This window comes from Roseovarius sp. D0-M9 (assembly GCF_037083805.1).
Classification (GTDB): domain Bacteria; phylum Pseudomonadota; class Alphaproteobacteria; order Rhodobacterales; family Rhodobacteraceae; genus Roseovarius.
The window spans coordinates 1-14773 of sequence record NZ_JBAPKZ010000051.1 but is presented as its reverse complement, the minus strand read 5'-3'; the positions used below and the strand labels follow the sequence as shown (position 1 = coordinate 14773).

At 56.0% G+C, this 14773-nt stretch carries 16 protein-coding genes and 2 pseudogenes; 6 read left to right on the top strand and 12 right to left on the bottom strand.

Going from position 1 to position 14773, the window contains the following annotated elements; all coding sequences use genetic code 11:
• A partial coding sequence (locus V8352_RS19675) for a hypothetical protein (protein WP_336425985.1) occupies positions 1–372 on the top strand: 372 nt, incomplete at its 5' end.
• Between the two features lie 368 nt (positions 373–740).
• Here the strand turns inward: V8352_RS19675 and V8352_RS19670 are convergent.
• The 6 genes and pseudogenes from V8352_RS19670 to V8352_RS19645 all read right to left on the bottom strand — a co-directional run bounded on the left by V8352_RS19670 (position 741) and on the right by V8352_RS19645 (position 5472).
• On the bottom strand, positions 741–2108 hold the full coding sequence (locus V8352_RS19670; RefSeq protein ID WP_336425984.1) for a YihY family inner membrane protein: 1368 nt from the start codon (positions 2106–2108) through the stop codon (positions 741–743).
• Between the two features lie 211 nt (positions 2109–2319).
• Positions 2320–2535 (bottom strand): SLC13 family permease, encoded by a 216-nt coding sequence (locus V8352_RS19665; RefSeq protein WP_336425983.1) that lies wholly within the window; start codon positions 2533–2535, stop codon positions 2320–2322.
• Positions 2536–2559: 24 nt separating this feature from the next.
• Positions 2560–3096, bottom strand: a pseudogene (locus tag V8352_RS19660) (gamma-glutamyl-gamma-aminobutyrate hydrolase family protein).
• 122 nt (positions 3097–3218) lie between these two features.
• Positions 3219–3353, bottom strand: coding sequence for a hypothetical protein (locus V8352_RS19655; protein WP_336425982.1), 135 nt, complete (start codon positions 3351–3353; stop codon positions 3219–3221).
• A gap of 168 nt (positions 3354–3521) precedes the next feature.
• Positions 3522–4484 carry a pyridoxal-phosphate dependent enzyme gene (locus tag V8352_RS19650; protein WP_336425981.1) on the bottom strand — a complete coding sequence of 321 codons (963 nt, stop codon included), beginning with the start codon at positions 4482–4484 and terminating at the stop codon, positions 3522–3524.
• A 22-nt stretch (positions 4485–4506) separates the two neighbouring features.
• On the bottom strand, positions 4507–5472 hold the full coding sequence (locus V8352_RS19645; RefSeq protein WP_336425980.1) for an ornithine cyclodeaminase family protein: 966 nt from the start codon (positions 5470–5472) through the stop codon (positions 4507–4509).
• Positions 5473–5576: 104 nt separating this feature from the next.
• Between V8352_RS19645 and V8352_RS19640 the strand changes: the two genes are divergently transcribed.
• Both V8352_RS19640 and argE read left to right on the top strand, forming a co-directional pair.
• Positions 5577–6206, top strand: a complete 630-nt coding sequence (locus V8352_RS19640; protein ID WP_336425979.1) for a helix-turn-helix transcriptional regulator — start codon at positions 5577–5579, stop codon at positions 6204–6206.
• Positions 6206–7363, top strand: a complete 1158-nt coding sequence (gene argE, locus V8352_RS19635) for an acetylornithine deacetylase (protein WP_336425978.1) — start codon at positions 6206–6208, stop codon at positions 7361–7363. Before V8352_RS19640 ends, argE begins: the two co-directional genes overlap by 1 nt.
• Here argE and V8352_RS19630 read toward each other — a convergent pair.
• From V8352_RS19630 to V8352_RS19605, 6 genes are all read right to left on the bottom strand, one after another.
• Positions 7337–8500, bottom strand: a complete 1164-nt coding sequence (locus tag V8352_RS19630; protein ID WP_336425977.1) for an aminotransferase — start codon at positions 8498–8500, stop codon at positions 7337–7339. The genes argE and V8352_RS19630 overlap by 27 nt on opposite strands.
• Before the next feature lie 21 nt (positions 8501–8521).
• Positions 8522–9475: an ornithine cyclodeaminase family protein gene (locus V8352_RS19625; protein ID WP_336425976.1), complete on the bottom strand. Its 954-nt coding sequence runs from the start codon at positions 9473–9475 to the stop codon at positions 8522–8524.
• Positions 9476–9509: 34 nt separating this feature from the next.
• The gene (locus V8352_RS19620; protein ID WP_336425975.1) at positions 9510–10253 is read right to left on the bottom strand and encodes an amino acid ABC transporter ATP-binding protein; all 744 of its coding nucleotides are present in this window, start codon (positions 10251–10253) and stop codon (positions 9510–9512) included.
• Positions 10254–10280: 27 nt separating this feature from the next.
• Positions 10281–10976, bottom strand: a complete 696-nt coding sequence (locus V8352_RS19615; RefSeq protein WP_336425974.1) for an ABC transporter permease — start codon at positions 10974–10976, stop codon at positions 10281–10283.
• A gap of 9 nt (positions 10977–10985) precedes the next feature.
• Positions 10986–11657 (bottom strand): ABC transporter permease, encoded by a 672-nt coding sequence (locus V8352_RS19610; RefSeq protein WP_336425973.1) that lies wholly within the window; start codon positions 11655–11657, stop codon positions 10986–10988.
• 120 nt (positions 11658–11777) lie between these two features.
• The gene (locus tag V8352_RS19605) at positions 11778–12773 is read right to left on the bottom strand and encodes a LysR family transcriptional regulator (protein WP_336425972.1); all 996 of its coding nucleotides are present in this window, start codon (positions 12771–12773) and stop codon (positions 11778–11780) included.
• A 138-nt stretch (positions 12774–12911) separates the two neighbouring features.
• Here V8352_RS19605 and V8352_RS19600 point away from each other — a divergent pair, with 138 nt between their 5' ends.
• The 3 genes and pseudogenes from V8352_RS19600 to V8352_RS19590 all read left to right on the top strand — a co-directional run.
• Complete coding sequence (locus tag V8352_RS19600) at positions 12912–13694, top strand: transporter substrate-binding domain-containing protein (RefSeq protein ID WP_336425971.1); 783 nt, start codon at positions 12912–12914, stop codon at positions 13692–13694.
• 362 nt (positions 13695–14056) lie between these two features.
• Positions 14057–14191 (top strand): annotated as a pseudogene (locus tag V8352_RS19595) (transposase); the annotation flags it as partial.
• A 272-nt stretch (positions 14192–14463) separates the two neighbouring features.
• The coding region (locus tag V8352_RS19590; RefSeq protein WP_336425970.1) for a chemotaxis protein CheB at positions 14464–14773 on the top strand (310 nt) is incomplete at its 3' end.

The window sequence follows — 14773 nt, the reverse complement described above, 5'->3', positions numbered from 1 at the left end:
TGTCGCCGGTCGGCTCAAGCACCTGCCCGCGTCACCCTACGACACAACATCTGGTGTGGTCGTGAACTGACCGGAGACCCGCACACCCACACAAACCGCGAAGAAGCCCCACAATTATATCAAATCCTGCATCAAAAACCCAATAAAAATGCAGTATTATGTAGCAAAATCAGTGCTGTGGAAGTTGTTCAGGGTGAACGCATTAGCGACTGGAGCGGTCCCTTCGAGGTCGAGTGGGAGAGATCTTGTCTTAATCAAACAGAAAACCCCTCCCCAGGATGTCAACGGCGGAGACAAAACGGCCACGTGGCGGCGCAAAACCAGGCCAGTGGCGGGGTGCCAAGCGCCATGGCGCGTGCGCTCCCCAGATAGCTGGCGCGTGCCATGGCGCATTCAGTCACCTCGATGGGCTGCGTAGCGAGGGTGCGGCGGCCCTCTTCCAGCACGTAGCGGACCTCGTAGAGTCCAGTCTTGTTGACCGGTTATTCGGACTGTGAAAGCGGCGCACACGCCGCAGGCGCGATGGATTTCGCCGGATCTGGCGTCCTGAGGGGCCAAAACGGCGTTTCGGGGCCCTGTCCGCTCCACCCGAATTGAGACCTTCGACCGCTCCGACGTGATCGTACGCAACGCCGACTTCGTGCCGGACAAGATGACGAACCCGCGACGATGCGGAGTCACCTGGCCTGGGGGGCCCAGGGGCTGGACCCGGTGGTGCGTCGCATGCCGCGGTAGATCGGCTATGTGCCCGTGCGTTGCGCCTGCGGCGCTCTGAATTCGGGATCATCTCGCTGGTGGCAAAAAATCACGTTGTGCAAGGAAAGTTCGAGAATGGTCGTTTCCGCGCGATACAGGTCTTGCAGCATGCTTGGCAGGACGCCGGAATGTGCCGGATGTCCGGCGCTCGAGCGGCTGCCGGCGTCGGATCTCACCCCGGCAGACATGTCAGCGCCCAGTGACACGCCCAGATCCCGCGCCAAATCTGCGGCCGTCGTCATGTGAAGGTCGCGCACCAGACCGACCCGTTCGTTCTCGGTGATGAGGATGTAGCCTTGGGCACACAAGTGATCGAAAAGTTCGTCTTGGATGTCCAGCGGCGTGATGTCCTGCAACTGCCCTTGCGTCGCGGTCTCGCCATTGCGCGCCTGACGGGCAAGAACAGACAAAATGTCCACCGCTACCTCCAGTTTTCGGGAAGGCGAGGACGCCTCATCGATGACTGCGTCGCGTGTCTTCCACCAATCGGGCAACGAGGCTGCAAAGACCGCACCCAGGATAATGACGCTCCATGTCAGGTAGAGCCAGAAAAGAAAGATCGGCAGGATGGCCACGGCGCCATACACCGTCTCATAGGTCGAACCCTGCGCCAGAATGCTGTCGAACCCCCAACGAAGCACCTGAACGCCCACACCTGCGATAAGGCCGCCGACCGCCGCGTCGCGCAGCCGGACCGGTCGCGCCGGAACCACCTTGAACAGAAGCATGAAGGTCAGCGATTGTGTCGTCAGCGCAAAAAGCATCCCGAGGGTCGGAAGCGCCTGTTCGGTCTGTTCCGACCCGATGCCTTCGCGCACCCACTGTGTCAGCGTCAAGAAGGTGCCGCTTGTCAGGACGAAACTTGCCCCCAGCAGAAGAGGGCCAAGGGTCAGGACCGTCCAGTAAGTCAGCACCCGAACGCTCATCGGGCGCGGTTTCTGAATCCGCCAGATCTGGTTCAGCGTCGCTTCGATGGTCCACAGCAGCATGACGGCCGTGACCGCTAGGGCGACGATGCCTAGAACGGTCAGATTGGTGGCATTGCTCGAGAATTCGCCAAGGTAATCACGCACTTCCGCTCCGAACTCAGGCACGAAGATGTCGAAGAACAGCGCCTCCATCCGATCTCTCGCGGGATCGAAAGTGGCAAACCCTGAAAGGATCGCGAAAGCGATCACTATCAGCGGAACAAGCGCCAGCAGGGTCGAATAGGTCAGCGCACCTGCCGCAAGCATCATTCCATCCGCCAAGAAGCGCCGGACCGCATAGCCTATGAAACTCGTCAAATCGACAACAAACGTCGGCACGCAATCGGCAACATGGCCTGCTTTCTGTCGGACACGGTCCATCATTCACCTTACATAGCAGAAAAGCCCGCTGCGGGTAGACCACGGTTTCGGCGGCAGCGTTTCTTGACTGCCGAACCTACGGAAAATTGTGATTGCAGGAGACATGGCAGACGCTGACCATTCGTCAACAGGAGACGACACGGAATTTTCGGTCGGCTTCACCCCGCTAGGCGTTCTGTCAATTCGCACCGTCTCCAGGCTGGAAACGGCGCTCTTATGATGGCAAGAAAATAGCGTCCATCAGCGCGACCATGCTGGTCACCCTTCCGGCATAACGCGGCAAGACACTACGTGCGAGCCAGTCAACGGCACCGGTATTCTGCAAGCCCTGACTGAGGATGAGAACGCAAGCGATGGTGATGACTGCCGGATGACCAAACCCCGGAAAGGCATCGGCTGCCGGGACCAGAGCCGTGATCACGCAGGCCATAAGCGCGGCCAAATGGGCGCGCGATCAATGCCGCGCGGCATCCACCGGCGCTCGGAACAGGGCGCACTGTCTGCGGGCATAGATCAGGTATTCCGGGTTCCATTGCACACCCAACGCGAAGGGCGGGCTGCTGCGCTCGACGGCCTGGATCATGCCGCCGCCATCGCGCGCCGCGATCCGCAGACCGGCGCCCAACAAGTCCACCGCCTAGGAATGCAGCGCATTGACCCGCATCGGTGCCGTAACCGCAATCGAGGCCAGACCCGTGCCTTCCAGCACCGCTACATTCTTGCGCGGCAGGACCGTGCGATAGTGGCGACTGTCCGCGTAATGGTCATAGGCGCGTTGATGCAGGTTGCCCCCTGCCGCCACGGTCAACATCTGTGCGCCCCGGCAAATGCCCAGGACCGGTTTGCCAAGGTCCAGCGCCTGACCAACAAGACGCTGTTCCAGCGCATCGCGCTTTGGGTCAAGCCTGGCTTCGGCCAACATCTCGCCTTGGTACAGCATGGACGAGATGTCATCCCTGCCACCCACGACCAACCCGTCGACTGCTGTCATGTCTGCCTCGCGCCCACTGTCCCACCGTCGCGCCCGGCCGCCTGCAAGCCAGATATTCAGGGCGACTACGGGAAACACGCGCCACCCCGTCCGGCGCGAGGTGGTGACACTGATGCAGGGCCTCATGACCAGATCGCCGCAGGGCCAAGCGTTGCCTGCACGCGCAATGACCAGTCACCGCGCGTGCCGGTCAGGCTGTCGCGGTGATCGCGCCACAACTCTGCCAGATGCGCCAGAAGATCCGGGTCGGCGGCCACCCGTTCGACCAGGATCCAGCGGTTCCATTCATAGACAGTCGACCAGCCCGGCGCGCCCAGCCGCGCTTCGGGAAGGCGGTAGTGATAGGTTGGGACTATTGCAACTACGTAAATTAAGCATGCCGATCACATGAAATCTGAGAGAATCAATTAGTAAAAAAACATTCTTCAAATGATACTACGTATTCGCTCGATGTCGTAGTTTCCGCCACATAGGAGAACTGCGGAGGTTTGCCCCACGTACTTTTCAGTGTCGGCCAAGAATGCGGCAAGGGCCAAGGCTGCGGCTCCTTCAACCAGCATGTTCTCGCTCCAGGCAAGAATTTTGAGCGCATCTTCAATCTGCGCCTCACTACAATGAACGATCTCGTCGATCACTTCGCTTGCCATCGGGAGCGTAAGTGAATCCACGTCCACACCTCCCGCAACACCATCTGCGAGAGTGTCCAAATGATCGGTTTCCACGATACGGCCTGCTTTGATCGATGCTGCCAGCGCAGCACTGTGAGAAGCACTAACGCCAACAACTCGCGTTTGAGGTGAAAATTCCTTGAACACAGAGCCCATGCCGGAAATCAGTCCACCACCGCCCATAGAAATGAACACGTTATCGATCTGGTCTGCTTGGTCGAGCAGTTCCAAAGCGGCGGTGCCCTGCCCAGCGATGATCTGAGCATCGTTATATGGCGAGATGTAAGTGTATCCTTCTGCCTCAGCCATTTCCTGAGCATGCAATTCGGCCAACGACGCGTCCGCTCCCGCGATCACAACGCGTGTGCCGAACCCCTCGATGGTCTTACGTTTTTTGGCAACGACGGTTTCGGGCAAAACGACGATCAGCGTGTGACCTGTGGTCTGCGCGGCGAGCGAGCAAGCGATTCCATGGTTCCCGGATGAAGCCGTAATTACCGGACGATCGAGAGGAACGGTCGTCAGTTTTGCGCATGCTCCACGCAGTTTAAATGATCCAGTATGTTGGAAATTCTCGGTTTTGTAGATCAGTTGCGTTCCGCTTTGCATGGGAAGGCGTGATGCAATTACCGGAGTGCGAAAGATCGCCGGCGCAATTTTGCGATGTACTGCAGCCGAGCGCGCGGCAGACTGGACGATGAGATCGGAAGGTGACGACATTGCATGTTCCATTAATTTGAGTTCAGTTTTGCGATCCGGTGGGCTTCGCGTTGAGCACCACAAGGGAAATCGCTGCGTCCTGCACGGCGAGACCGGTGAGATCTGCTATGGTTATCTGCGTCGAATTCAATCGCCCTGGGTTCTCACCTGATAGAACATGTCCCAATGCCGAAACGTTCGATTCAGAAATTAAGCCGGCAGAAAAGGCGGCGCGAAACTCGCCATGATCCAATGACTGCTCTTCAAGATCGCAAATCAGCAAGTCCGCATTGGCCATCAGTTCCGTATCAAGCTCCTGCTTGCCGGGACTATCGGCGCCGACGGCTGTGATATGCGTTCCGGGGGTGATCCAGCTGCGTTCCAGCAAAGGCGACTGAGCTGGCGTGGTGGTTATTATAACTTGTGCGTCTCGACATGCCGCGTGAAGGTCTGTGGCCGGCTTCGCCACGAGGCCGTCTGAGACGAGGTCTTCAGAAGCTTCGATCGCTTTTGCACCGGCGCGCCCCCAGATGGTAAAACTTAGCTGCCGATCGGGTGTCAATGCTTGCAAGCAACGTGCTTGATGGCGGCACTGCAAACCTGTGCCAACGATCAGCACTTTGTCGAATCCGTCAACGCTGAGCGCGCAGGTGGCAATCGCTCCTCCCAGCCCGGTACGCATGTCCGTAAGCCATCCTTCGTCACGGAGCGTAGCGAGTGGTGCGCCATTGAGCGCCGAGAACAACAGATTAAGACCGTTCGAGCTGGGTAGGCCTTTTGCCGGATTATCATAAAAGCCTGTCGCAACTTTTATAATAAAAGCATCCGTTCCTGCGATGTGACCGGTCTTTACATGGCAATCCCCGTTGGCATCTTGAAAGCCAAGATAGGTTACCGGAGGTGCCTGAACCTGATTCTGAGCGGAGGCAATGTAAGCATTTCTTATTGCCGCGGCCGCCAGATCCAGATGGAAACGTTGCTGAATTTGGGATTTGTCTAAATCGATCACAGTGTGTCCTTTTTCAGCTTGGAGCCAATTAAGATTGACCCGGTGTTTGGACTGAATTATCCAAATTAGTAATTCCTGTCAACGCAAGGGAGGCGTGCAAACAGATGACGTCCTGTGCTGATCTAACCTTGGCCAACGCTTGTGCTTCGGCAGATGCGATCGCACTTCTGTTCGGGCCTCGCGTTGAGGTGGTGGTTCATGACCTGACAGATGAGCGAATCCTGCATATCGCCAATCCTCTGTCTCACCGGACGCCCGGCGATCCGTCGAACATGCACGAGATTGATCTGGGCGATGAGCAACCCGTGATCGGCCCTTATGAAAAGGTAAATTGGGATGGCAGTATCTTGCGTTCGATCAGCATCCTTCAGCGCCGCGCCGACGGCACGCCAGCCTATGTGATCTGCGTGAACCACGATCAGGCTGATTTGCATGCTTTGCAGCGTGCGGTCGAAACGTTTTGCCCGGCAAAGGTGGAAGAAAAGCGCCCCTCAGCGCTGTTTCGAAACGATTGGCACGATCGGCTGAATAGTTACGCCAGTGACTGGTGCCGCGCTAGAGGTGTAAGGGTCGGTTCTTTGAGTCGCAGTGATCGACGGGCACTGATCTGCGACCTCGAAGCCTCGGGAGCGCTGGCTGAACGTCATGCAGCAGCTTATGTGGCGAGAATGGTTGGGGTCAGTCGCGCCACTATCTACAATGATTTAAAAGCCCGGGCAGAAGGAGAAAAATAATGAGTGCGGACATTCAAGGCGCCTTGAAACTCTTGGACCGGTTGATCGCTTTTCCCACCGTTTCCAACTGCTCCAATCGCGATCTTATTGCATTCATATCTGAGTACCTGGCGGGCCTCGGCGTTGATCATCACATTTTCTCGGATGAGACTGGTGATAAAGAAGGTCTGATTGCGCATATCGGTCCGTGGACCGAGGGAGGTGTCATCCTGTCGGGGCATACAGACGTCGTGCCTGTAGATGGGCAGCCGTGGCACTCCGACCCGTGGGCTCTCACTGAAGAGAATGGCAAATATTTCGGACGCGGTACCTGCGACATGAAGGGCTTTGTGGCATTGGCACTGGCCGCCGTTCCACAGATGCTGTCTGCGCCCCTGGCACGGCCAATCCAGCTGGCCTTTTCATATGATGAAGAGCCGGGGTGCCTTGGTACTTTACCTTTGATCGAGGCGTTGGCGCAGAATTATCCGCGCGCAGGCAGCGTGATAGTAGGAGAGCCAACGATGATGAAGGTCGTGACAGGCCATAAAGGAGGTATTGGCATGGTGACGACGCTCAAAGGCAAAGCGGCCCATTCTTCGGCGCCCTCACAGGGCGTATCTGCGATTGCTCATGCTGTGCCTCTGATCGAATGGCATGAAGCGCAAATGATGGTCGAACAACAAAAGGCAGGTGGGCGGAATGGATTCGATCCCGCGCATACAACACTGCAGGTTGGCACGATACACGGGGGGACGTCTTTGAACACAGTACCTGATGAATGTATCATGGAAACGGACATTCGCTATGTGCCGCCCCAGACGGCTGAGGACTGGATTGCCGCCTATCGTATCGAGGCGCAGAAAGTCGAAAAAACAATGCAGGCAGATTTCCCCGACGCCAGCGTCACAATCAGTAATATTGACGTTGCGCCGTCCTTGGCACCGCTGCCGAATGGTGAGGCGGAACAGATTGCGCGCCGCCTGACAGGCGACAATTCGGACAATCTGGTCTCATATCAAACCGAGGCGGGGCATTTTCAGACGGCCGGCTACTCCACAGTCGTTTGCGGGCCCGGCAGCATCACGCAAGCCCATCAGGCGAATGAATTCATTACCGTCGATGAGCTGCGCAATGGTGCCGGTTTTCTCTCACGACTGGTGAACAGCCTCTCGTGATGACATATTCTTGTCTCCCGCGTGGCGGGCGAGGAATGCGGAAACGCGGCTGAGCCCGGCCCGCAGATCATCGGTCGGGTTGGCATACCCAATGCGAAGCCATCCTTCCATGTCCATCGCGCTGCCAGGGGTGAACAGCACGCTCTCCTCATCTAACAGTCGCGTACAAAAGTCGCGTGATGCCATTGGCAAGTCATATTTCACCAACGCCGTTGTGCCCGATTTTGGACGGATCCAGCTGATCAATGGCTCACCATCAACCCAATCCGATAGGATCGACGCATTCTCTCGGGTGATGCGATGGGCTCGCTCGACGATCTTGTCACGATTTTCCAAGGCAATGGCTGACAAGAATTCATCGACGCCACCAACGGAGATCGTGTTGTAGTCACGATGCACCATGACATCTTCCAATAAGTCCTGATTGGCCACGATCCAACCGACACGCAGCCCGGCCAGCGAATATGCCTTGGACATGCCAGCCGTGCTTATTCCTTTGTCGTACAGATCACATATCGACACGGTAAAGCCGTCGCCAGATTGATCGGTGCCGCGGTAGACCTCATCGCAGAGGATCCAAGCATCTCTTCCTTGCGCAATATCCGCAATCTCTTGCAGCATCTCCCGGTCCATCAGTGCGCCAGTCGGGTTGTTGGGGTTCGTGGCGGCGATTAGGCGGGTGTCGGGACGGATCATGGCTCGCAACTCATCGAGATCCGGCAGAAAGCCGTTTTCGGGGCGCAGGTGGAGAAGCTCGACCTCGGCGCCGATGCTATCCGGGATAGAGTAATGTTGCTGATAGGTCGGAACCACTGCGATCACATGATCGCCACGCCGCACCAACGTCTGATGAACGAGCGAGTTGGCGCCGATCGTGCCATGAGCCGTCAGTACATTATCGCGCCCCTGACGGTCATAAAGTGCGGCAATCGCATTGCGTAGGCGATCTGAGCCTTGAATTGCGCCATAACCCATCCGCATTTTGCGCAGGTCACCCAAGATGCTGTTATCTATGCCTGCCATGTCGATCAACTCGCCTAGAGTAATAGAGTCGACGCAAGTTTCGGCGAGATTGAATTTACAGTCGTTTTCGAACTCATTCATCCACATCTCAACGCCAAAGACTTTGATGTCCATGTCATTCTCCTAATTATTGGTTTAACTGCGGGCCGCGTCGTAAATGGCGCGAGCCATGAAAATATCTTCCAACCCCAGACCAATGGAGCGGAAAAAAACTGGCTTCTCCCCCGAGGGCGCGGGCGCTGCGCCAACCTCCAGCGCAGCCAAATCACCACGGATGTCAGTGGGATCCCAACCTGCAGCGGCTGCCAGCTTCATCTCGCCTGCTGCGAGCGGCGTAGTCGCGCGGTAATCGCAATAAACCTCTGCCATTGACAGAAAATCGGGTGCGATCTCATGAGCGTCTGCGACGTTGGTGCTGATCGACGTGACCACTGCTCCGGCAGCTAACGCAGATGGATCAAAGACAGGTGTACCGGAGGACGTACAGAGCATGACGGCGTCCGCGCTATCGCCTGCAGCCTCAGCGTCCACTACGATCTGCACCCGGGCGTCTAGATCCGTCCACTCCACCTGCCGGAGTGTGTCTACCTGAATGCCTGGCGAATAGACGCGGACCTCTTCCCAGTTGCGCAGATTTAAGACGTGGCGCAGGTGCGCCCGCGCCACATTGCCGGAGCCGATGATAGACAGCACCTTCGCCTCGGGGCGAACAAGATGGTCCAGCGCAAGGGCGGTAGTCCCAGCGGTTCGTTCGGTTGTCAGCACGCCTGAGTCGCACAACATCAGCGGCTGCCCGGTCTCCATCGACATCAAGATCGTCCAAGCTGTGACGACAGGTTTGCCCGGCTGAACTAAATAAGGCGAGAGCTTGGCACCAAAAACGCCGGCCCCAGTGCTGGCGCCAAGGTAGGTGATGAAATCGCCGTGATCTTCAGGGAAGAGCGTTAAGGTCTGCGGCGGCTGAACGGCCTTCCCTTTACCTAATTCGCTAAAAAGAGACCGCATCGCGCCCAGCGTATCTACACGGTGCAGCAGTGCATCTACCGCGGCGGCGTCCAGTACAAGTGCGGCTGGGTGAGTGTCAGTCATATTGGTCTCCTGTCTTCCAATCCGTACGGATCGGTTATTCGTGATCGATTTTCTTGAGAAACTCTCGAGTGCGCTGATGTTCTGGGTGGTCAAAAAACGCGTCCGGAACGTTCTCTTCGACGATACGACCTGCGTCCATCAGGATTACCCGGTCGGCCACGTTGCGTGCAAAGTTCATTTCGTGTGTAACCACGATCATTGTCATGCCATCACGAGCGAGCGCGCTCATGACTTCCAGAACTTCACCCACCGTCTCGGGGTCGAGTGCTGATGTCGGCTCATCAAACAGCATAACCTTGGGTTGCATGCAGAGCGCACGGGCAATCGCGACGCGCTGTTGCTGCCCGCCGGACAATTGGTTGGGATAGTATTCGGCACGTTCTGCAATACCGACGCGCTCCAACATCTCCATTGCATTTTGACGCGTTTGCGTGCGCTTTTGGCCGCGCACCAGACGAGGGGCTAGCATGAGATTTTCTAACGCGGTTAGATGCGGGAACAGGTTAAAGTGCTGAAATACCATTCCGACATCGCCACCAAAATCACGGATATTGCGGCAATCGAGCCGAAGATCGTGTCCGGCGACCTGAATATTTCCTGCGCTGCGCGTTTCGAGCCCGCAAATGCAGCGGATAAATGTTGACTTACCTGAGCCTGAAGGGCCGCAGATCACGACTTTCTCGCCAGGACGGACTGACAGGCTCATCCCGTCAATAACCTTTACTTGACCATAGGATTTCTCCAGGCCGCTCACAGATATGGCATCTTTTTCGGTCACAGGCTCTGCCTTCTTCGGACTATTGTTTCAAGATTGCCGGCCAGAGAGGCCGGGGATGGCGGTGCGGCGCTCGATGAGGCGGAAAAACCACGCGAACACCAGCCCTAGCGCCAAGTAGAACGCCCCGGCGACAGTGAATACTTCGAACGGAGCGAAGGTTCGCGAGACCATGACGCGTGCGGCGCCCGTCATCTCGACCACGGTCACCGCCGAGGCGAGCGAGCTGGCCTTCATCACCAGCGTAATTTCGTTGCCTAGTACGGGCAGAACATCGCGGTATGCCTGGGGCAAGATCACGCGCGTCAAGGCCTGCCAGCGGTTCAAGCCTAGGATGCACGCTGCCTCGTTCTGGCCAGGGGGAATTTGCGTTATAGCGCCGCGCACAAGCGCACCCATATAGGCTGCCGAATTGAGACCAACCGCCAGAATGGCGCAGCCGACCGGTTCTTTCAGGATGGGCCAAAGAACGCTGTTTCGCACCACTTCCAAACTACCAAGGCCATAGTAGATAATGAAAAGCTGAACCAGCATCGGGCTGCCACGAACGAAGAAGATGTAGAACTGCGAAGGCCACGCCAGAGCCCTGTAACGAGACGCGGCAGCTAAGGCCAACGGTAGAGCGGCTACCTGGCCCAGCAGAAAAGCCGAGATCGTGATAATTACTGTAAGACGCAGCCCTTCAAGAATGACAGGAATTGCGGCCAGGAAGAGATCGTAGGACATGTTGATTTCCTATCGTGCGGCCGGGTTCAGTCGTCGCTCTGCGACTCCGAAGGCGGAAGATGAAACGGCCGTTACCGCTACGTAGAGGCAGGCTGCGCTGAGATAAAATGTGAGCGGGTGGTGTGTCGCTCCGGCGGCAATCACAGATTTGCGCATCAATTCCTCCAAGCCGATAATCGAAACGAGAGCGCTCTCCTTCAAAACGATGAGCCACTGATTGCCGATTCCTGGCAGCGCGCGCTGGAACATCTGTGGGAGGATGACACGGGTAAATAGTTGGCTTGAAGATAGGCCTAATACCAAGGCAGCTTCACGTTGACCCTTAGGAATGCCCTGCAGCGCAGCGCGCAGAATTTCGACAAAATACGCGAAGGAAACTGCCGCCAGTGCGGCAATTCCTGCACTCAGGGCGTCCACCTCAAAGTAACTGCCCGTTAGCTCGGTTAGCACGACAGTGCCGCCGTAGAAGATCAGGAAAATCACCAAAAGCTCGGGGATACCGCGAATTACGGTGACATAAATATTCAGTATAAACCGAAACGGGTTGCGCGAGGATTGCGTCAGGGGTGTCGCAATAACCGCCAAGGTCAGTCCAATGACGAAGCTGCCTAGCGCCACCTTGAGCGTCAGCATCAATCCCATCAGTAGCTGCCCGGCATAGGGCGCAATCACGTCGAACATGTCTTCTTCCCCTTGCTCACTTCGAACGGGCTCGCGATCTCAAAACTTAGCCAAGCGCTTCGAATGGAAACATCAGAAATATACGGCACAAATATCGAAATTTCCGATGTAATTACCCTATTAGGTGGACAGGGGCGCAACGGCACCGGATCGCAGTTGTGGACCATCCAGCAACTTTTGTTCCACCGCGCGCTTGATGAAGGCGCGCAATATTATGTTTAGGTTGGAGTTTTTTCGGTAGGCGAGATAAATCGGCGAGTGATACCGAAGCTCAGCTTTGGTGTGGAGCGCAGCGAGGCCTTCGACGGTGCTGCCATAGAAGTCTGGAAGGAAGCCGACATAGCGGCCCGACTTAATCAGCACGGCGTGCGTTTCTGTCTGATCGACTGTCGCTGATGAATAGACCTGCTCGCCTTCAGCCTCGGTGGAACCTTTCTTCTTTTGACGAATGAAGGGAAACCTTTGCAGATCTCCTGGCGTTACGATCAGAGCGTAATCGCGCAATTCTTCAAAGCCAATATTACGAACAAGCGCTAAGGGATGGTGCTTTTCCGCGTAAAGCGATGATCGCTCCTGAAACAGAGGGATGTACTCGAGCCCGGCACGTTTAACCGAAAAGGGTCCGATCACAGCATCTCGCTGACCATCCAGTAGCAGCGTTTCCATCGTGATCGGCGATACTAGTGAAAGATCAACATATGTATCCTGTGCCCGTTCAGAGAACCGCCCCAAAACCTGCGGCAAAGGCCAGACCGAATTAGATAGCATGGAATCCATGATACCAATCCGCAGCACGCCTCGCATCTCCCCTGAGATCGTTGCAATCGCGTTCTGGAATTGATCAGCAGCCGAAAACAAGTCTCCCATCGCATCGGCCAGCTTTTTACCTTCCTCTGTCAGGGAAAATCCGCCACGACCGCGGTGGCACACACGAAAGCCCAGCCGCTTCTCCAAGTCAGCTAATTGGGTGGAGAGCGTGGACTGCGAACAGTTCAACGTGGCCTGTGCACCGGCGATGCCACCCGCATCTATTATTGCGCGAAACACCCGCAGCAATTTTAGGTCAATATCCTGCAGACGTTTCAATGGAAGCCCTTTGATCCAGAAGTTTTGCATCGGAAATTACGATGTAAGTCCGTAAATTTCATATTTTTCGTAGGTGCGCAAGGTTGCTAAGCTAGCTCCCAATGCCTCAAAACGACCGTCGTAGAGACGAGCGTCTTCCGGGGCGATAATGAAACAGGGAGTGTACAAATGAAATTTTCGGTGATGGTTTCCATAGGCCTACTGACATGCAGCGGAGCCATGGCGGAAGAGCTGCGTATTGGCACGAGTGCGGACTATCCGCCCTGGGAATCGGTCAATTCGGACAACGAAATCGTTGGTTTCGACCGTGATTTTGGTGATGAGCTTTGCAAAAGGATCGATGCCGATTGCACTTGGAATAACCAGACATTCGATGGATTGTTGCCGGGCCTTCAGGTTGGCAAATTCGATGCTGTGATCTCAGGTATTTCAATCAACGAAGAGCGTTCGCAGATGGTAGATTTTACCGTCGCCTACGCGGACGCCCCAAACAACATTGTTGCAAACTCCACATCCAACTTTGGCGAGATCGACGGCCCCGAGTCGCTGGTCGACGCGATGTCAGGTAAGACCTTTGGCGTTCAGGTTGGCTCCACGCACGAACAGGTGGTGCGCGCACATTTTGGGGACTCGGAGGTCCGCGTCTATGATCGGCCTGACCAAGTAGTGAATGACCTGATTGCCGGACGTATTGATGCCGGGTTGATGGAACGCTCAGCTTGGGAAACTTTCGTCAATGGTGACTACAAAGACGAGCTGAAATATGTCGGACCGCTTTTGAGCAGCGCTGACTTCCCGGAGTTTGGTCAAGGTCAGGCGGTCGCCCTGAGCAAGGACAGTGATGAGCTTCAGGGCCGTATGAATGAGGCTATAGAAGGTATGCTTTCGGATGGCACCGTTGCTGCTATGTCCGAAAAATGGTTTGGATACGACATATCTGCCAAGAACTAAAGGTAAAGCCGAGCATGGGTTTGTCATGCTCGGCTTTACGATGCGTATCGTCTTGAACTCGAACGATTACACTGAAAGTATTAAATTGACTTAGGCGAGCTTTTGGAAAGGTCTTCGCGAAAGCTGTGCTCATAGCCGCACTCGGTGGGTTGAGCTTAATGGGTTCGCCAGATTTTGATCCTGGATGCCCCGATTGGCGTTGTTGCAGAACTCCGGCCAAGTAGGATTCACTTCGCGACTCCATGCTGTTACAGGAGTTATATGAGCAGCCCACCTCCCGTCTGGTATCGACGACGAACTGATTCAGCTGCAGTTCCTCATTAACGAAGCCGGGAGTGCTGTTGATCTGGGTCGATAAGGAGCTGCTGGTCTGGATCGATAGATATATGATCTGGTTGGTGCTAGGTGCAGGACATCGGGGACGGCTGCCGGTCTTTTCCGATGACGCCATCCAATTTTGCCTGTGGATCAAAGTGCTGTTCGAGATTCCCCTCCGTTAAGCCACCGAAATCCACATCCGCATCGCTCTCATTAACCACTTCTCAGCTCACGGCGCTGCCGAGGTCATCTGCGTTTGATGACTCAAGTGGGGAAAGAAGCTGTCATGCTTCAGGAGTAATTTATGCAACAGCGCCGGCAATCTGCCAATTAATCTGTTCGGTCGCTTGGATATTTGCTACGGGTGAACCTAAGCGTGGTATGGTGCCGAACGTCTGACTGTAACTTGCAAATTCACTAACTTCAGCACCCGAAAACCCACCAATCTGCATTGGAACAGACCATTTCAAAAGATGAAGCGCACAAACCTCTGCCCGTCATCGCCGTTGGTGCCTCTGCTGGCGGACTGGAGGCGTGCCGCGCCCTGATGAAGAAGATCCCTGGTGATACGCCCGCGGCGTTCATCCTGATCCTGCACCTCGACCCGACGCATGAGAGCATGGTGATCGACCTGCTGGAGGGTCATACCGATCTCAAGGTCGTTCAGGCGGTCGACGGCATGGCGCTGCGCAAGGGGCATCTGCACGTCATACCGCCGGGTGTCTTCCTGACCGTCAAACAGAATATCCTGCACCTGTCCG